The sequence below is a fragment of the Microbispora sp. H11081 genome (assembly GCF_012999535.1).
Classification (GTDB): domain Bacteria; phylum Actinomycetota; class Actinomycetes; order Streptosporangiales; family Streptosporangiaceae; genus Microbispora.
In genome coordinates, this window is sequence record NZ_JABBWV010000003.1 from 467,971 (window position 1) to 484,450 (window position 16,480).

Annotated in this window: 19 protein-coding genes; 10 read left to right on the forward strand and 9 right to left on the reverse strand. The window is 72.6% G+C overall.

Annotated elements, in window-relative coordinates:
* Positions 1–60: 60 nt before the first annotated feature.
* Positions 61–204, reverse strand: coding sequence for a hypothetical protein (locus HHX31_RS11735; protein WP_169948061.1), 144 nt, complete (start codon positions 202–204; stop codon positions 61–63).
* 232 nt (positions 205–436) lie between these two features.
* Between HHX31_RS11735 and HHX31_RS11740 the strand changes: the two genes are divergently transcribed.
* Entirely contained in the window at positions 437–1,300 is an 864-nt protein-coding gene (locus tag HHX31_RS11740; RefSeq protein ID WP_169948063.1) for an aldo/keto reductase, read from the forward strand.
* Positions 1,301–1,308: 8 nt separating this feature from the next.
* Here the strand turns inward: HHX31_RS11740 and HHX31_RS11745 are convergent, their stop codons facing one another.
* Entirely contained in the window at positions 1,309–2,145 is an 837-nt protein-coding gene (locus HHX31_RS11745) for a hypothetical protein (protein WP_169948065.1), read from the reverse strand.
* Between the two features lie 112 nt (positions 2,146–2,257).
* Positions 2,258–2,635 (reverse strand): VOC family protein, encoded by a 378-nt coding sequence (locus HHX31_RS11750; protein WP_211589574.1) that lies wholly within the window; start codon positions 2,633–2,635, stop codon positions 2,258–2,260.
* A gap of 114 nt (positions 2,636–2,749) precedes the next feature.
* On the opposite strand from HHX31_RS11750, the gene HHX31_RS11755 reads away from it, so the two are divergent.
* Positions 2,750–3,574, forward strand: a complete 825-nt coding sequence (locus HHX31_RS11755) for an SAM-dependent methyltransferase (RefSeq protein ID WP_169948067.1) — start codon at positions 2,750–2,752, stop codon at positions 3,572–3,574.
* A gap of 15 nt (positions 3,575–3,589) precedes the next feature.
* On the opposite strand, the gene HHX31_RS11760 is transcribed toward HHX31_RS11755, so the two are convergent.
* From HHX31_RS11760 to HHX31_RS11770, 3 genes are read right to left on the reverse strand one after another with little or no spacing between them, the layout of a single operon-like run.
* Positions 3,590–4,204 carry a TetR/AcrR family transcriptional regulator gene (locus tag HHX31_RS11760; protein ID WP_169948069.1) on the reverse strand — a complete coding sequence of 205 codons (615 nt, stop codon included), beginning with the start codon at positions 4,202–4,204 and terminating at the stop codon, positions 3,590–3,592.
* Between the two features lie 15 nt (positions 4,205–4,219).
* On the reverse strand, positions 4,220–5,836 hold the full coding sequence (locus tag HHX31_RS11765) for an MFS transporter (protein WP_169948071.1): 1,617 nt from the start codon (positions 5,834–5,836) through the stop codon (positions 4,220–4,222).
* Positions 5,837–5,872: 36 nt separating this feature from the next.
* The gene (locus tag HHX31_RS11770; RefSeq protein ID WP_169948074.1) at positions 5,873–6,826 is read right to left on the reverse strand and encodes a DNA polymerase domain-containing protein; all 954 of its coding nucleotides are present in this window, start codon (positions 6,824–6,826) and stop codon (positions 5,873–5,875) included.
* 108 nt (positions 6,827–6,934) lie between these two features.
* On the opposite strand from HHX31_RS11770, the gene HHX31_RS11775 reads away from it, so the two are divergent.
* The 3 genes from HHX31_RS11775 (at position 6,935) to HHX31_RS11785 (ending at position 9,567) form a co-directional block, all read left to right on the forward strand.
* Positions 6,935–7,747: a methyltransferase domain-containing protein gene (locus tag HHX31_RS11775; RefSeq protein ID WP_169948076.1), complete on the forward strand. Its 813-nt coding sequence runs from the start codon at positions 6,935–6,937 to the stop codon at positions 7,745–7,747.
* Between the two features lie 78 nt (positions 7,748–7,825).
* Entirely contained in the window at positions 7,826–8,950 is a 1,125-nt protein-coding gene (locus HHX31_RS11780) for a CapA family protein (protein WP_169948078.1), read from the forward strand.
* An 11-nt stretch (positions 8,951–8,961) separates the two neighbouring features.
* Entirely contained in the window at positions 8,962–9,567 is a 606-nt protein-coding gene (locus HHX31_RS11785; RefSeq protein WP_169948080.1) for a CBS domain-containing protein, read from the forward strand.
* A 21-nt stretch (positions 9,568–9,588) separates the two neighbouring features.
* Here HHX31_RS11785 and HHX31_RS11790 read toward each other — a convergent pair whose 3' ends face one another.
* Positions 9,589–10,041: a MarR family winged helix-turn-helix transcriptional regulator gene (locus HHX31_RS11790; RefSeq protein WP_169948082.1), complete on the reverse strand. Its 453-nt coding sequence runs from the start codon at positions 10,039–10,041 to the stop codon at positions 9,589–9,591.
* 95 nt (positions 10,042–10,136) lie between these two features.
* On the opposite strand from HHX31_RS11790, the gene HHX31_RS11795 reads away from it, so the two are divergent.
* The 3 genes from HHX31_RS11795 to HHX31_RS11805 are packed head-to-tail and all read left to right on the forward strand — an operon-like array spanning position 10,137 to position 12,263.
* The gene (locus HHX31_RS11795) at positions 10,137–10,907 is read left to right on the forward strand and encodes a pirin-like bicupin family protein (RefSeq protein WP_169948084.1); all 771 of its coding nucleotides are present in this window, start codon (positions 10,137–10,139) and stop codon (positions 10,905–10,907) included.
* 22 nt (positions 10,908–10,929) lie between these two features.
* Positions 10,930–11,271, forward strand: a complete 342-nt coding sequence (locus tag HHX31_RS11800; RefSeq protein ID WP_169948086.1) for a GNAT family N-acetyltransferase — start codon at positions 10,930–10,932, stop codon at positions 11,269–11,271.
* Positions 11,268–12,263, forward strand: coding sequence for a pirin family protein (locus tag HHX31_RS11805; protein WP_311931740.1), 996 nt, complete (start codon positions 11,268–11,270; stop codon positions 12,261–12,263). Before HHX31_RS11800 ends, HHX31_RS11805 begins: the two co-directional genes overlap by 4 nt.
* Here HHX31_RS11805 and HHX31_RS11810 read toward each other — a convergent pair.
* A complete protein-coding gene (locus HHX31_RS11810) occupies positions 12,256–13,719 on the reverse strand; it encodes an MFS transporter (RefSeq protein ID WP_311931741.1) in 1,464 nt (487 codons plus the stop codon). The genes HHX31_RS11805 and HHX31_RS11810 overlap by 8 nt on opposite strands.
* 117 nt (positions 13,720–13,836) lie before the next feature.
* Here HHX31_RS11810 and HHX31_RS11815 point away from each other — a divergent pair, with 117 nt between their 5' ends.
* Both HHX31_RS11815 and HHX31_RS11820 read left to right on the forward strand, forming a co-directional pair.
* Entirely contained in the window at positions 13,837–14,760 is a 924-nt protein-coding gene (locus HHX31_RS11815; RefSeq protein ID WP_169948090.1) for an SDR family oxidoreductase, read from the forward strand.
* A gap of 1 nt (position 14,761) precedes the next feature.
* Entirely contained in the window at positions 14,762–15,607 is an 846-nt protein-coding gene (locus tag HHX31_RS11820) for a MaoC family dehydratase (RefSeq protein WP_169948092.1), read from the forward strand.
* 34 nt (positions 15,608–15,641) lie between these two features.
* Here the strand turns inward: HHX31_RS11820 and HHX31_RS11825 are convergent, their stop codons facing one another.
* Complete coding sequence (locus tag HHX31_RS11825) at positions 15,642–16,361, reverse strand: TetR/AcrR family transcriptional regulator (RefSeq protein WP_169948094.1); 720 nt, start codon at positions 16,359–16,361, stop codon at positions 15,642–15,644.
* Between the last annotated feature and the right edge of the window lie 119 nt (positions 16,362–16,480).

Sequence of the window (16,480 nt, forward strand, 5' to 3'; positions counted from 1 at the left end):
TGAAGCCGTCCCCGGTCCGAGGCTCGAAGGTCTCCCGGTGGGGTGCCGGGACCGGGTCGTTCAGATGCCTTCGGGCTTGCCCTCGTCCACGCGGTAGGTCTTCTCCCAGGAGGCGCCGCAGTGGCAGCTGCTGTGCTCCAGCAGCTGTCCGTCCTCGGTGACCGCGTAGCCGTCGGTGAGCCGGACGTGAACGTGCACACTCATGGGGGCCGCCTTTGTCCTCGATGGGATCCTTGAGTGGCTCGGGAGCGCCACCAGGTATAGAGAACTATGTAATGTTTTGACCGATTCGGGCAAGGTGTGCGCGTCGCGGGTTCGTAACGGACGGGCGGAGCGGGCGGGATCTGAAGGAGGAGTAACCTCCCTCACACGGCTTAATGCCGAAGCCGGGGGATAGGACACAGAACTCTGATCTGTGCCAGAAGGGGGATCTTCCATGAGGACTCGCCACATCGGTGACGTGCAGGTCGGCGCGATCGGTCTCGGGGGCATGCCGATGTCCATCGAGGGGCGGCCGGACGAGCAGCGCTCCATCGCGACCATCCACGCGGCCCTGGACGCCGGGGTGACGCTGATCGACACGGCCGACGCCTACCACCTGTACGCGGACGAGGTGGGCCACAACGAGACGCTGATCGCCAAGGCTCTGGCGAGCTACGGCGGGGATACCTCGGACGTGCTGGTCGCCACCAAGGGCGGGCACCTGCGCCCGGGTGACGGCTCGTGGACGCTCGACGGCTCGCCCGACCATCTCAGGCAGGCCTGCGACGCCTCGCTCAAGCGGCTGGGCGTCGAGGCGATCGGCCTCTACCAGTTCCACCGGCCCGACCCGCGGGTGCCGTACGAGGAGTCGGTCGGCACGATCCGCGACCTGCTGGACGCGGGCAAGATCCGCTACGCCGGCATCTCCAACGCGAACCCCGAGCAGATCCGCCAGGCCAACGACATCCTCGGCGGCCGTCTGGTCAGCGTGCAGAACCAGTTCTCCCCGTCCTTCCGCTCCAGCGAGCCGGAGCTGGAGCTGTGCGCGGACATGGGCATCGCGTTCCTGCCCTGGAGCCCGCTCGGCGGCATCTCCCAGGCGGGCGAGCTGGGCTCGCGCTTCGCGCCGTTCGCGGAGGTGGCGCGGGCCCACAACGTGAGCCCGCAGCAGGTGTGCCTGGCCTGGATGCTGGCCAAGGCGCCGGTGGTGATCCCGATCCCGGGCTCGTCGCGGCCGGAGACGATCCTCGACTCGGTCAAGGCGGCGGACCTGGAGCTGTCGCCCGTAGAGCTGTCCAGGCTCGACGCGGCGGGCTGAGGATCACCTCACTCGTCCGCCCAGTGACGGTGCCGGGCCGCCGCGGCCAGCGCGGCGGCCCGCGCCGCCTCGGTCGGCGTGAACGGCAGATCGGGCCGCCTGGCCACCAGCGCGGCGTCGGCGTTCACGGGGATGGTCATCACGGCCGGGCCATCCCCGGAAACCGGCTCGCCGGGCTCCTGCCACCCGACCTCGGCCGTGCGCAGCAGTTCGCTCATGGCCGCGACCAGTTCTCCCGGGTTGTCGCGTACGCGCTGACCCAGCAGCAGCGCCTGAATGCCGGGGTCGATGAGGTCCCTGACCTGGGCGGGCACGACGACGGCGTCCACCCCGCCGGCCCGGTCGACCGCGCGCCACAGGTCGAGGGGCGTGAGTGTGGCCGGGGCCTCGACGATGAACTCGTCCAGCGCGTCGCAGCCTCCCGGCGTCATCGCCGCGCTGCCCGCGGGCGCGATCTGCAGGGCGAGGATGTTGCAGCGCAGCCGGGCGAACGCCCCGGCGAGCGCGGCGAGGCGGCCGGGGCGCTCGGCGACCCTGGCCCGCACCCGCCACAGGCTGGTGGGCTGCTCCGCCCTGACGCGGGCGCGCGGCCGTACGACTCCGGAGGCCGACAGCCGCCTGTGCGCGGCGGAGCCGACGATCAGCGCGAGGCCGAGGCCGACGAGGACCACGGGGCCGGGGTCCCGGTGGCCGAGCAGGGTGGTGATCACGTGGGCGAGGCCGACGGCGAGGAAGAGCGCGGCAAGCTCCGCGATCTCCCGGCGCCAGGATCGGACCCCGTGCGGGATATGCGGGCCGGGAGACGCGTGCCCGCCCCCGTCGGCGGCATTTCTCGGTTCGCTCATGCCCGGAAGTCTGACCACGCGTTGTTACATGGTCACGGTCCGTGGAGTGTCGCCCGCATTAATCCGCTTTCACTCGGCAGCGGTCGTCGCCGCCAGATCATCCGGGTGCCGGTCAGGCCGTCCTGATCCACAGGCAGAACGGGTGCCCGGCCGGGTCGAGGTAGACCCGCACGTCGTCCTGCGGCTGGTGGTCGGCGAGGGTCGCGCCCGCCTCGACCGCGTGCGCGCCGGCCGTGGCGAGGTCGTCCACCTCGATGTCCAGGTGGAACATCATCTGCTGTTCTCCGCGCCCGGCGGGCCACACGGGCCGCACGTACGCCTTCTCGGTCTGGAAGGACAGGCCGGTCCCGCCGCCCGGCGGATGCATCGTCACCCATCCGGGCTCATCGGAGTCGATCTCCCAGCCGAGAAGCCGCTGGTAGAAGGCGGCGAGCTCGCGGGCGTCCGGCGCGTCGAGCACGGCCGCCGACAGGGTCATGCGTGGCGTCATCTGTCCTCCTGGGATGGTCACCGTGCTGCTGCCCCGTTGCCTGGGGGCGAATCTCAGGAGATGATCTCCGGCGTGATCGATTCGTGGGAGCGATCCCACGAGGAGGAGTGACGTATGGACGACTTCGGACGCGCGCCGGCGGGCATCGACCCCTCCGTCCCCAGCGTCGCCCGGATGTACGACTACTACCTGGGCGGCAAGGACAACTTCCCGGCCGACAGGGAGGCCGCGGAGAAGATGCTCGTCATCGGCCGGCAGATGGGCAACGACGGGCGGGAGATCGCCAGGGAGAACCGCGGCTTCCTCGGCAGGGCCGTACGGCACCTAGCCCAGTCGGGCGTCACCCAGTTCATCGACATCGGCGCGGGGCTGCCCACGCAGGAGAACGTCCACCAGGTCGCGCAGCGGCACGCCCCCGGATCGCGGGTCGTGTACGTCGACAACGACCCCGTCGTCCTGGTCCACGCGCGGGCGCTGCTGGCCGACAACCCGGACACGGTGGTCCTGAGCGGTGATCTCCGCGATCCCGGCGCCGTCTTCGACGAGCCGGTGGTGCGGGCGCACATCGACTTCACCCGGCCGTTCGCCGTCCTCCTTGTCTCGGTGCTGCACTTCGTGACGGACGACGACGCCGCAGACCGCATCGTGGCGGACATACGCGAACGGCTGGTGCCCGGCGGCCACCTGGTGCTGTCGCACATCTACAAGGGCGACGTCGAGGAGGAGGTCGTCGAGGCGAGCGAGCGGGTCTACTCGGCCACGTCATCGGGCGGGCTCGCGGGAAGGTCGCTGACGCGGATCTCGTCCTACTTCGACGGTCTGGAGATGCTGGAGCCCGGCCTCGTCCCGGTCCAGGCGTGGCGGCCCGACGTCCCCTGGGACGTGCCCGTGCAGCCGGGCAGGTCCGGCATCCTGGGAGCCGTCGGCCGGAAGCTCTGAACGACCTCGCCGAGGTCAGCGCAGGGCGCGGGTGAGCACGTCGAGGGTGACCTCGATGATCTCTTCGGTGTCCGCCGTCGTGGTCGCCGGGTCGTGGCCCGCGATGCCGGGCGCGAGACGGCGGCTCCCCGCCCGCAGCACGCCCCAGGCCAGCTCGGCCCGCAGCGAAGGGTGGTCCATCCCGGCTTCGCGCAGGGCGTCGGCGAGCGGCGCCATGAGCTCGCCGTGCAACTCGTCGACGCGGGCCCGGCACTCTCCCGGCAGCCCGATGGCCTGCAGCGCCGGGATCAGCGCGTAGTCGGCGCTGCCGACGAAGTCCAGCGCGGCCCTGCCGTACGCGCGAATCCTGGCGGGCAGCGAGCCGTCCGGCGCGGCGGCGGACGCGATGGCGTCGCGCAGCCGGGCCGACCAGCGGGGGAGCGCGTCCTCCACGAGCTGCGCCAGGATGTCGGCGGTGGAGGCGAAGTAGCGGTAGACGCTGGAGCGGGCGAGGCCGATCCGGGCGCCGACGGCCGCGGGGGTGAGCGCGTGCACGCCGTCGGCGGCCAGGATCTCCCGCGCCGCCTCCAGCAGGGCGGCGTGCTGGTTGGCGCGGTGATCGGCGACGGTCGCCGCGCTGATCCTCGGCATCTCCCCTCCAGGTTCCTACAGGTCCGGGTCGCGACCTCCAGTATCCGGCCCGCCGGCCGCGACCGGCTCCGGTGACTCGTCCCGCGCGACCGGCGTGCGGGGGAGCAGGAGGGTGATGCCGACTCCGGCCAGCAGCGCCAGCGCCGTGATGAACGTGACCCTGCGGGTGGCCTCGGATGCCGCCTCGACCGCCGCCGCGTGGACCACCGGGTCGCGCAGCGCGGGGATGGCGGCGCCCGCGCTCTCCTCGACCATCCGGGCCGTGCTCGTGCGCACCTGTTCCGGCTGGCCGGCGAGCCCCCGCTCGACCGCGGAGCCCAGCCCGGTCACCAGCACCCCGCCGAGGACGGCGATTCCCAGCGCCGCGCCGAGCTGGCGGACCGTGCTCTGGAGCGCGGACGCGCCACCGGACAGCCGGGCCGGCACGTCGGCCATGAGCACGCCGGTGAGCTGCGCCGTGGCGAAGCCGATGCCCGCGCCGTAGAGGAGCAGCCACGGCACCGGCCGCCAGGGGCCCATGTCAGGAGACAGGGAGAGACCGATCGCCGCCGCGCCGACGGCCTCCATGCCGAGGCCGATCCGGACGATGGCCCGGGGGGACCACTTCTTCGACAGCGGGGGGACCATCCCGCCCGCGAGGAAGGTGCCGAGGGCCAGCGCGGCGATGACGAGCCCCGCCCGGAAGGCGGTGTAGCCGAGCGCGGACTGCAGGAAGAGCGGCAGCACGAGGATCAGGCCGAACTCGCCGAGCGCCACGATCACCGCGGCCATCGCGCCGTAGCGGAAGCTCGGCAGCTCGAACAGCGTGAGGTTCACGAGCACGGGCCGGCCGGCGCGCTCCCGCCGCCGTTCGCGCACGAGCAGGGCGGCCAGCGCGAGGATGCCGACGGCGAAGGCGAAGGGAACGGGGGAGAGGCTCTCGAACCGCAGGCCGAACAGGGCGGCGGTCCGCCGCGGCTCCCACCAGCCGTACTTCTGCCCTTCGATCAGGGCGAAGACGACGCCGGTCGTGCCGAGCACGGCGAGGACGAGCCCGGCCAGGTCGCCGCCCGCCGCGTGGCCGTCCCGCGACTCCGGCACCCGCAGCGAGCCGAGCAGGAGCAGCGCGCCGATGGGCAGGTTGATCCAGAACGCGGCCCGCCAGCCGTGGTCGGTGACCAGCCAGCCTCCGACCAGAGGGCCGATCGCGGCCATGCCGCCGATAATGGAGCCCCACACGGCGAAGGCGATCACCCGCATGCGGCCCACGTAGACGCGGTTGATGATCGCGAGGGTCATCGGGACCGCCATCGCGGCCCCTGCCCCCTGCACGGCCCGGACGCCGATGAGCATGGGCCCGTTCACCGACAGCGCCGCCAGCACGCTCGCCACCAGGAAGACCGCGATCCCCAGGGCGAACAGGCGGCGCCTGCCGTACCGGTCGCCGGCCCGGCCGAACGGGATGAGCAGCGCGGCGAACATCAGCGAGTAGATCGAGTTGACCCACTCCACGTCGGTGGCGCCGAGGCCCAGGTCGGCGATGATCGCGGGCACCGCGACGTTCACGATCGTGGCGTCGACGACGACCAACGACACGCCGGTGGCGAGTACGACGAGGGGGAGCCAGCTCTGGCGAGAGTTTGGCGACGACATGTCGCGAACTATAGCAACGCCTTGTCGCCAAAGCTCTCAGGAAGTGGCCCGGCGGGCGCGGGCACGCCGTTTGCCCTCGTGCATGGCCTGGACGCGGGCGACCGGGATCGTGTGGCCCTCCTCGATCAGGTCGCGGGGCAGCCGCTGGGGCTCCGGCATGAGCGCGGCCCAGGGATCGCCGTCGCGCAGCAGGCCCGCCGCCGTGCGCACGGTGAAGTCGCCGGGCGCGACCCGGTCCAGGTCGTCCCACGCGACCGGGAACGACACCGGGACGCCGGGCCGTACGCGCGGGCTGTAGGCGGCGACCACGGTCGCGCCGCCGGACCTGGTCGAGTCGACGAACACCCGGTCGCCCCTGTCCTCCCGGATGAACGCCGTCGTGGCGAGTGCGGGGTCGAGGCGCTCCGCGCGTACGCCGAGGGCGCGGGTCGCGGCGGCCACGTCCTCCGTGGTGTGCGCCTCCAGCGGCACGAACACGTGCAGGCCCTTGGCGCCGCTGGTCTTCACCGCCCCCGCGAGGCCGGCGTCGGCCAGCGCCCGGCCGATCAGGCGCGCGGTGGCGACGGCACGCGGGAACGCCTCGGCCGACGGCGGGTCGATGTCGAGCACGAGATGCGTGGGGCGGTCCCACTCCCCGGCGCGGACGAGGGCGGGGTGATACTCCACCGCGCGCTGGTTGGCGAGCCACAGCAGGGTGCGCCGGTCGTCGCACAGGGCGTACGACACCCGCCGCTGTGACGACTCGGCCCACAGCGTGACCGTCCGCACCCAGTCGGGGGCGTATGAGGGCACGTTCTTCTGCATGAACGGCGCCTGTCCCTGCCGCACGCGCACCACGGACAGCGGGCGCTCGCGCAGCACCGGCAGGACGCGGTCGCGCACCGCGTCCAGGTAGTCGACCAGGTCGCGCTTGGTCGCGCCCGCGCCGTCGAACAACGGCTGGTCGAGGTTGGTCAGCGTGACTCCGTCGCGAGCCTCATCGCTGGTCATCCGATCACCATGCCCGTGCCCGGCCGCCGGAATCAACACCCCTGATTCGTCGCTCAACATGTGAGACATATTTGCTCAAATAGCGAGACATATGGAACCGTAGTGGACATGGCGAACGAAACGGCCGTTTACACCCACGGCCATCACGAGTCCGTTCTGCGTTCCCACCGCTGGCGTACGGCCGCCAACTCGGCGGCGTACCTGCTGGGCGAGCTGAGACCCCACATGCGGATCCTGGACGTCGGCTGCGGTCCAGGCACGATCACGGCCGACCTGGCGGAACTGGTCCCGGAGGGCGAGGTGATCGGCATAGACAGAGCCCCGGGCATCCTGGAGCAGGCGCGGCGCGAGGCGGAGCGGCGGGGCCTCGGCAACGTGAGCTTCGCGACCGCCGACGTGCACGCGCTGGGCCACCCCGACGCGTCCTTCTGCGTCGTGCACGCCCACCAGGTGCTGCAGCACCTCGGCGACCCCGTCGGCGCGCTGCGCGAGATGCGGCGGGTGACCAAGCCGGGCGGGATCGTCGCGGCCCGCGACGGCGACTACGGCGGGTTCCTGTGGTATCCGCAGGTCCCGGCCCTGGACGACTGGCTGGACCTCTACCACCGGGTGGCCCGCGCCAACGGCGGCGAGCCGGACGCCGGGCGCCGGCTGCGCGCCTGGGCCAGGGAGGCGGGCTTCACCGAGATCACCTCGTCCTCGACCACGTGGTGCTACGCCACCCCGGAGGACCGGGCCTGGTGGGGCGGCCTGTGGGCCGACCGCACGGTCGAGTCCTCCTACGCGGCCCGTGCCGTCGAGGGCGGTCACGCCACGCGGGACGACCTGCGCCGGATCGCCGACGGCTGGCGGGAGTGGGCCGCGAGCGAGGACGGCTGGTTCAGCGTCCCGCACGGTGAGATCCTCTGCCGCGTGCCCTGACCCGGCCGTGTCCTCCGGCGGACAGGGGGGAGGATGGAGATGTGACTGGCTGCCGTGCACTGCCCGAGGAGGGGTGAGATGCGGTCGGCCGCGGGGGACCCCGTGACGCTGTTCCTGTGCGGCGACGTCATGCTGGGCCGGGGCGTCGACCAGATCCTCCCGTGCCCGGGAGACCCCGCGCTGGAGGAGTCGAGCGTCCGGGACGCCCGGCGGTACGTCGAGCTGGCGGAGGCCGCCAACGGCCCGATCCCGCGCCCGGCCGGATACTCCTGGCCCTGGGGCGACGCCCTGGAGGTGCTGGACGAGGCCGCCCCCGACGTACGCGTGCTGAACCTGGAGACGAGTGTCACCCGCAGCCGTGAATTCGCGCCGGGCAAGCCCGTGCATTACCGAATGAACCCGGCGAATCTTCCCGCTCTGGCCGCGGTCCGGCCCGACGTGTGCGTCCTGGCCAACAACCACGTGCTCGACTTCGGCGTACCAGGGCTCACGGAGACGCTGGACGCGCTCGCGGGGGCTGGGCTGGACCAGGCGGGCGCCGGACGGGATGAGGACGAGGCGTGGCGGCCCGCGGTCGTGGCCCTGCCCGGCGGCGGACGGGTCCTGGTCTTCGCGGTCGCGATGCCGTCCAGCGGCGTCCCCGCCACCTGGGCGGCGGCCGCGGACCGGCCCGGCGTCGCCTGTCTCCCCGGCCCCACCCGCGACGCCGCCGCGCGTACGCTCCGGCACGTACGGCGGGTCAAGCGGCCGGGGGACATCGCGGTCGTCTCCGTCCACTGGGGATCGAACTGGGGTTACGAGGTTGAGGAGGACCAGGCCGAGTTCGCGCACGCGCTGGTGGAGGGCGGCGTCGACCTCGTCCACGGCCACTCCTCCCACCATCCCCGGCCGGTCGAGGTGCACAGGGGGCGGCTGATCCTCTACGGCTGCGGCGACCTCGTCGACGACTACGAGGGCATCGCGGGGTACGAGGAGTACCGCGACGACCTGCGCCTGCTGTACTTCGCGACGGTAGAGGCCGCGACAGGGCGGCTGATCGAACTGCGGATGGCGCCGATGCGAGCCGTGCGGATGAGGCTGCGGCACGCCTGCCCCGAGGACCGCGCGTGGCTGCTGGCGACGCTCGACGGGATCTGCCGGGAGTTCGGCGCGCGGGTCGCACCGGCGCCCGGCGGCACGCTCGCCCTCGCGCCGGCGGCGTAGGAGGTGGTCACATGCTGGTCCGCGAGATCATGACGACGCCGGTGATGACGGTCCGGCGCACCGAGACGATCAAACAGGCCGTCCGCCTGCTGTACGAGAAGGACATCACGGCCGCGCCGGTGGTCGACGCGTCCGGGCGGATGGTCGGCGTCGTGAGCGAGATGGACCTGCTGCGCGGCGAGTTCGGGACCAACCCCCGGGCGTTCCTGCGCCCGGAGGCCCTGCCCACCGGCAGGCCGCCCGCGCTCGTCGAGGAGGTCATGACGCCGCGCGTCGCCACGGTCGGGGACGCGGCCGACACCATGGACGTGGTCGAACTGATGATCACCACGGGGGTGAAGAGCGTCCCGGTCCTGCGCGACGAGGAGCTCGTGGGGATCGTCAGCCGGCGCGACCTGATGGGCCTGCTGGCCCAGGGCGACGAGCGGATCCGCGAGGACGTGCTCGCGGCGCTGCGCGACTGCGCCGACACGTCGTCCTTCGGCGCGGCCGTGCGCGACGGCGTGGTCGAGCTGTACGGCCGGGGAGACGAACGGTCGGCCCGCATCGCCGAACTCGTCGCCAGGACCGTCCCCGGTGTCACCGACGTCGTCTTCCCCGAGGGGCTCGTCAGCTGATGCGGTGTCCGTCGGCGATCCTCAGCCGAGGCGGTCGAGGACGTCCTCTGCCAGTCGTTCGAGGGCGGCGACCTGCCGGCGGGTGAGTCCGTCGAAGAACAGGCGCCGCACGGTCTCCACGTGTCCGGGGGCCGCGGCGCGGATGGCCCTGCGGCCCTCCTCGGAGATCACGACGAACGCGCCCCTGCCGTCCTCCTCGCACTCCTCCCGCGTGACGAGCCCCCGGCGCTCCATCCGGGTGAGGTGGTGGGACAGCCGGCTCTGTTCCCACTGGAGGTCGCGCTGCAGCTCGAACGGCCGCAGCCGTCCTTCCGGCCTGTCGGTGAGGTGCACGAGGACCTCGTAGTCCGCCAGGGAAAGGCCGGAGTCGGCCTGCAACTGCCGGTTGAGCCGGGCCGTGAGGCGGCCCTGCATGCGCAGGTACGCCCGCCAGGCGCGTTGCTCGTCCGCGTCGAGCCACCGTGGGCTGTCCATGCCTCTCAGGCTATCCGGAATCAATGACTCGTCATGTATGTTGGGGGCACCAGTAGATGATGCATCATCTACATGGCGACAAGGAGAGGGAACTCATGACCACGACCAGGCTGGCCCCCCAGGTCGACGTCCGCAGGGCGGGCGAGCGCTTCGCCACCCGCATCTCGTGGCTGGATTCCAAGCACTCGTTCTCGTTCGGCGGCCACTACGACCCCGGCAACACCCACCACGGGCTGCTGCTGGTCAACAACGACGACGTCGTGCACCCGGGCACCGGCTTCGAGACGCACCCGCATCGCGACATGGAGATCGTCACCTGGGTGCTCCAGGGCTCGCTGGTCCACCAGGACTCCGAGGGCCACTCGGGCGTCATCTACCCGGGCCTGGCCCAGCGCATGAGCGCCGGCACCGGCATCCTGCACTCGGAGAAGAACGACTCCTGGCGGCTCACCGGCGGCGGCACGCACGACGAGCCCGTGCACTTCGTCCAGATGTGGGTGGTGCCGGACGAGCCCGGCATCGCGCCCGGCTACGAGCAGCTGGAGATCGAGAACGAGCTGCTCGCCGGCGGCCTGGTGCCGGTCGCGAGCGGCATGGACAAGCACGCGGGCGAGGCGGCCATCCGGATCAAGAACCGGTACGCCGCGCTGTACGCCGCCCGTCTCCAGCCCGGCCAGACCGTGGAGCTGCCCGAGGCGCCGTTCCTGCACCTGTTCGTACCCCGGGGGAGGGTCACCCTGGAGGGTGCGGGCACCCTGGAGACCGGCGACGCCGTACGCTTCACCGCCACCGGCGGGCAGAAGGTCACCGCGACGGAGCCCGCCGAGATCCTCGTGTGGGAGATGCACGCGACGATCGCCGCCTGACGATCCTGGAAGGAAGACCCCGATGCAGCAGTCAGAACCGCAGGTCGCCGACAAGCCGGAGGCGAGCCGCTTCGAGATCACCCTGGACGGCGCGCTCGCCGGTTTCGCCGACTACCGGCTCAACGGGCCGAGGATCTCCTTCACCCACACCGAGATCGACCCGGCCTTCGAGGGCCGGGGCCTCGGCTCGACGCTGGTCAAGGCGGCGCTCGACGCCGCCGGGGACGCCGGGCTGTCGGTCCTGCCGATCTGCCCGTTCGTGCAGCGGTACATCGCCCGGCACCCGGAGTATCTCGACCTGGTGCCCGAAGACCAGCGGGCCAGGTTCTCCCTCGACGGTGGCGGCGGGGAGGGATCGAAGTGAGTCAGGGGGAGCCGGCGCTGTACGGCTGCACCGTGGTGCACGGCGGCACGGGCGAGGCCGGGGCGGAGCCGGAGAGCGTGCTCCTGCCCGGCCACGACGTGCCGCTCGGCCGGTACACGACCGTACGGCGGCTGCTCCCGCAGCGCCCGCGCCGCATGGTCGGCGCGTGGTGCTTCGTCGACCACTTCGGGCCCGACGACGTGAGCGGCCGGCCGGGGATGCAGGTGCCGCCGCACCCGCACACCGGCCTGCAGACGGTCACGTGGCTCGCCGAGGGGGAGATCCTGCACCGCGACAGCCTCGGCAACGTCCAGCCGATCGTGCCCGGGCAGCTCAACCTGATGACCGCCGCCCACGGCATCGCGCACTCGGAGCAGTCGCCGCCGGAACGCCCGCCGGGCATGCACGGGCTGCAACTGTGGGTCGCGCTGCCGGAGGACGCGCGGCACGGCGAGGCGCGGTTCGAGCACCACGCCGCGCTGCCCGTGCTGCGCGACGGCGACGTCACGGTGACCGTCGTGGTGGGCGAGGTGGGGCCGCTGCGCTCGCCCGCCCTCGTGCACACGCCCCTGCTCGGGGCCGAGGTGCTCTTCGCGGGGCCGGGGGAGCACAGGCTGCCGGTGGACCCGGCCTTCGAGACGGCGGTGCTCGCCATGTCGGGCACGGCCGAGGTGGCCGGGGTGCCGCTGGCCCCGGGCTCGCTGCTCTATCTCGGCCAGGGCCGTACGGAGGTCCCTGTCGGGGCGGCCGGCCCCGCCCGCCTGTTCGTGCTGGGCGGCACGCCGTTCGAGGAGCCCCTAGTGATGTGGTGGAACTTCGTCGGCCGCTCGCACGAGGAGATCGCGCGGGCGCGCGACGACTGGGCGCGGGATGAGTGGGTACCGGGCGACCGCTACGGCGTCGTCCCCGGCGGGGAGGCTCCGCTGCCCGCCCCCGAGATGCCCACCGTGCGGCTGAAGGCCCGCGACCGGCACGGCAGGGTGCTCAGCTGACGGACGACCCTGCCCGCCTTCTGGTGAAGCAGGTCAGCACGGCCAGCGCGGAGACGGCGGTCATGCAGGCGAGGGCCCACCGGTAGCCGGTCACGAGCCGCTCGACCGCCGTGGCCGAGACGTGGGACAGCGTGCCCGCGAAGACGGCGTCGTGCAGGTCGGCGGGGAGCGGCACCGTGATGATCGACAGGACGAGCGCGGTGCCGACCACCACCCCGGTGTTCTGCAGCATCAGGCGCATGGCGTTGACGATCCCCAGCCGGTGCGACGGCACCCCGTCGAGGATCGCGGTGGTGTTGGAAGGTAGGAACATACCGGAGCCGACGCCGATCAGCACGAGGGCGGCCATGAGCGCCACGGACGAGACGCCGGGGGAGATCAGGCACAGCAGGACGGCCAGTCCCGCCGTCGTGAGCGAGGTCGCGGCGACCGCCACCGTGCGCGGGCCGAGGCGGCGCAGCAGGAAACCCGACGTGACCGAGGCCGCCATCGCCGCGATCGAGAGCGGCAGCACCTTCAGCGCCGCGCGCACCGGGTCCTCCCCGCGGACGGCCTGGTAGAACAGCGACACGAGGAGCACCACCCCGACCCTGGCGGTCGAGTTGAGGAACGACGCGAGCGTCCCGAGGGTGAACGCGCGGTCGCGGAACATCCGGATGTCCACCACCGGGTGGCGGGCCCGCAACTCCCGGGCGACGAACAGCGGGAGCGTCACCGCGAACACGACGAGGCCCGACACCACCATCGGGTGTCGCCAGCCGAGCCTGGTCACCTCCGACAGCGCGAGCAGCAGGCCACCGAGACAGGCGAGCACGAGCGCGTTGCCGGGCAGGTCGAGGCCCCGGTCGCGGCCCTGCGGCGGCCCCGGACGCAGGGCCATCGCCCCCCAGACCAGGCACGCCAATCCGAGCGGCACGTTGTACCAGAACACCCAGCGCCAGCCGAGGTGCTCGGTGAACAGGCCGCCGAGCGACGGGCCGGCGAGCTGGGCGATGGAGAACGACGCGGTGTAGACGCCCATCCCCTCGCCGAGCCGCGACTTGGGGAAGGCGTCGGTCACCAGGGCGGCGCTGTTGGTCAGCAGCATGGCCCCGCCCGCCGCCTGCGCCACGCGCAGCGCCACGATGATCCACGCGCTCGGCGCGAGCCCGGCAAGGAGGCTGGCGACGGTGTAGGTGGCCAGCCCGCCGAGGTACATCGCCCGCCGCCCGAACAGGTCGGCGAGCCGGCCGAACACCACCATGAGCACGGTCGTCGTGAGCTGGAAGGCGAGCAGGATCCAGCTCGCGGCGTCGGCACTCGCGTGCGTCTGCCGTACGACCTGGGGGAGCGCCACGTTGAGCGCGCTGCCGCCGAGCGCGGTCAGGACGCTGGCCATGCTCACGACCGACAGCGTCCGCCAGGCGCGGCGCAGCCGCTCACGTTCGCCGGGGTCCGCGGCGACGGCCCGCGGCACGGCCGTCATCGTACGGCGAGCTGGATCATGACCGGCCCCTCCCTACCCAATTCTAGATTCGCTTACTAGAATCTCGTTCACATGAGATCGGGTCAAGCCGAGTCAAGGGAGCCGCGCATGGGCGGAATCATGGAAGGCCGCGTCGTGATCGTCACCGGCGCCGCGCGGGGCATCGGGCGTGGGCACGCGCTGGAGTTCGCGCGCCAGGGCGCCAAGGTGGTCGTCAACGACCTGGGCGCCGAGGTCGACGGCACCGGCTCGTCCACCGGCGCCGCGGGCGAGGTGGTCGAGGAGATCAGGGCCATGGGCGGCGAGGCCGTGGTCGACGGCGAGGACGTCTCCGACTTCGACGGCGCGCACCGCATGATCATGAGGGCCGTGGAGACCTTCGGCGACCTGCACGCCCTGGTCAACAACGCGGGCATCCTGCGCGACCGGATGCTCGTCAACATGACCGCGGACGAGTGGGACGCGGTCATCCGGGTGCACCTGCGCGGCACCTTCGCCCCGCTCCGCCACGCCGCCGCCTACTGGAGGTCCAGGGCCAAGGCGGGCGAGCCGGTGGACGCCCGGGTGATCAACACCACGTCGTCGTCCGGCATCTACGGCAACGCCGGGCAGGGCAACTACGGCGCGGCCAAGGCGGGCATCGCGTCACTGACGATCATCGCGGCCAAGGAACTGGCGCGTTACGGCGTGACGGTCAACGCGGTCGCCCCGGCCGCGCTCACCCGGATGACCGAGAACCTCGTCCCGGGCGGGAGGCGGCCGGCCGAGGGGGGTTTCGACGCGGCGGCGCCGGACAACATCGCACCTGTGGTGGTATGGCTGGCGAGCGCGCAGTCGCGGGGGATCACCGGCCGGGTCTTCAACGTGCGCGGCGGGCACATCAGCGTGGCCGAGGGCTGGCACGCCGGGCCGGGCGTGGACAAGGACGCCCGCTGGGACCCCGCCGAGCTGGGCGAGGTGATCCCCGCCCTGGTCGGCAAGGCCGCGCCGAACGCCCTCACCAGCGGGCGCATCCCGGCAGGGGAGGACTGACATGCCGCTCGACCACGGTCTGATCGGGGTGGAGAGCGCTCCGTACGAGCGGTCGTGGACGTCCGCCGACACGCTGCTCTACGCGCTCGGCGTCGGGGCGGGCACCGGCGAGCTCGCCTTCACCACGGAGAACTCGGCGGGGATCAGGCAGCGGGTGCTGCCGACCTTCGCCGTCCTGGCCGCCCAGGCTCCCACCGGGCGGAGGCTCGGCGACTTCGACCCGGCCATGCTCGTGCACGCCGAGCAGGCGTTCGAGCTGCACCGCGAACTGCCGCCCGCCGGTCGCGTACGGACGACCTCGACCGTGACCGGCGTCTACGACAAGGGCTCGGGTGCGCTGGTGACGAGCGAGGCGAGGGCGGTGGACGCGGAAAGCGGCGAGCCGCTGATCACGAGCCGCAGTTCGGTGTTCATCCGCGGCGAGGGCGGCTTCGGCGGTGAGCGGGGGCCCCGCGACGAGTGGGCCGACCCCGGCAGGCCGCCTGACCACACGGTGACCTACGAGACCCACCCCGACCAGGCCCTGCTGTACCGCCTGTCCGGGGACCGCAACCCGCTGCACTCCGACCCGGCCTTCGCCGCCCGCGCCGGTTTCCCTCGGCCGATCCTGCACGGGCTGTGCACGTACGGGATCACCGGGCGGGCGCTGCTGCACGCGGTGGCGGGGTCCGACCCGGCCAGGTTCGCGGCCATGTCGGGACGGTTCAGCGCGCCGGTGTTCCCCGGCGAGACGCTCACCGTGTCCATCTGGACCGGCGACGGCGGCGCGACCGCCCTGTTCCGTACGGCGAAGGAGGACGGCACGGTCGTCATCGACCGGGGCAGGGCCGCCTTCCGCCCGGCGTGAGGCGCCGGCGCGGTGCCCGGCGGGGTCGCCGGGGTCAGCCTCCGGCGGCCCCGGCGTCGGGGGCCGCGCCCGTCGCGTCGGCGGTGTCTGTGGCCTCGGCCGTGTCTGTGGTGCTGGTCCCGTCGGTGGCGTCGTCGTGGACGGCGAGAGGGTCGCCGAAGCGGCGGATGAGCGCGATCGCCGCGTCGACGACCTCTCCCGCCTCCTCCTCGGTCTCGCTGGCCGCGACCTCGCGCCCGGCCTCGCCGATGACGCTCGTGAGGACGGAGGCCGTGAGGCGGTCGGTCGCCGTGTTCGCCGCGCCCAGCAGCACGGCGTTCTGCCGGACCCATTCGCGGCTGCGGGTCCGCCGCATCAGCTCGAACCCCGGCGGGCCGTTGCCGTCCATGAACAGCCGCGCGAGGTCGCGCCGCTGCCAGGACCCTTCGAGGAACGCCCGTGCCCCGGCGATGAACAGCTCGACGGGATCCTTCACGCCCGCCTTCTTCGCCGCCGCCACGCTGGACGCGGCGGCCTCCTCGTGGGCGGCGTGGTGCTCCTCCCACAGCGCGAGGAACAACTCGGTCTTGCCGCCGAAGTGGTGATAGAGGCTGCCGACGCTGGAGCCCGCGCGCTCGACCACGTCCGCGACGTTGGCGTCGGCGAAGCCGTGCTCGGAGAAGACCTCGCGGGCCGCCTTGAGCATGCTCCTGCGGGTCTCGGCGGTGCGGCTCCACTCCCACGAACCGCCCCGGCCGGCGGGTTTGCGTGCCATCTGGGCTCCTTGCGTCGGGGACGACGCCATTCTATCCGCTCGAATTCTAGAAACTGATTCCAGACCTCTTGACACCCTCTCGGCGGCGGACGAGGCTTGAGGCGAATCCTAGAGAGCAA

Coding starts and splice junctions, on each gene's coding strand:
- HHX31_RS11735 (WP_169948061.1), bottom strand. CDS start 204: ATGAGTGTGCACGTTCACGTCCGGCTCACCGACGGCTACGCGGTCACC.
- HHX31_RS11740 (WP_169948063.1), top strand. CDS start 437: ATGAGGACTCGCCACATCGGTGACGTGCAGGTCGGCGCGATCGGTCTC.
- HHX31_RS11745 (WP_169948065.1), bottom strand. CDS start 2,145: ATGAGCGAACCGAGAAATGCCGCCGACGGGGGCGGGCACGCGTCTCCC.
- HHX31_RS11750 (WP_211589574.1), bottom strand. CDS start 2,635: ATGACGCCACGCATGACCCTGTCGGCGGCCGTGCTCGACGCGCCGGAC.
- HHX31_RS11755 (WP_169948067.1), top strand. CDS start 2,750: ATGGACGACTTCGGACGCGCGCCGGCGGGCATCGACCCCTCCGTCCCC.
- HHX31_RS11760 (WP_169948069.1), bottom strand. CDS start 4,204: ATGCCGAGGATCAGCGCGGCGACCGTCGCCGATCACCGCGCCAACCAG.
- HHX31_RS11765 (WP_169948071.1), bottom strand. CDS start 5,836: ATGTCGTCGCCAAACTCTCGCCAGAGCTGGCTCCCCCTCGTCGTACTC.
- HHX31_RS11770 (WP_169948074.1), bottom strand. CDS start 6,826: ATGACCAGCGATGAGGCTCGCGACGGAGTCACGCTGACCAACCTCGAC.
- HHX31_RS11775 (WP_169948076.1), top strand. CDS start 6,935: ATGGCGAACGAAACGGCCGTTTACACCCACGGCCATCACGAGTCCGTT.
- HHX31_RS11780 (WP_169948078.1), top strand. CDS start 7,826: ATGCGGTCGGCCGCGGGGGACCCCGTGACGCTGTTCCTGTGCGGCGAC.
- HHX31_RS11785 (WP_169948080.1), top strand. CDS start 8,962: ATGCTGGTCCGCGAGATCATGACGACGCCGGTGATGACGGTCCGGCGC.
- HHX31_RS11790 (WP_169948082.1), bottom strand. CDS start 10,041: ATGGACAGCCCACGGTGGCTCGACGCGGACGAGCAACGCGCCTGGCGG.
- HHX31_RS11795 (WP_169948084.1), top strand. CDS start 10,137: ATGACCACGACCAGGCTGGCCCCCCAGGTCGACGTCCGCAGGGCGGGC.
- HHX31_RS11800 (WP_169948086.1), top strand. CDS start 10,930: ATGCAGCAGTCAGAACCGCAGGTCGCCGACAAGCCGGAGGCGAGCCGC.
- HHX31_RS11815 (WP_169948090.1), top strand. CDS start 13,837: ATGGGCGGAATCATGGAAGGCCGCGTCGTGATCGTCACCGGCGCCGCG.
- HHX31_RS11820 (WP_169948092.1), top strand. CDS start 14,762: ATGCCGCTCGACCACGGTCTGATCGGGGTGGAGAGCGCTCCGTACGAG.
- HHX31_RS11825 (WP_169948094.1), bottom strand. CDS start 16,361: ATGGCACGCAAACCCGCCGGCCGGGGCGGTTCGTGGGAGTGGAGCCGC.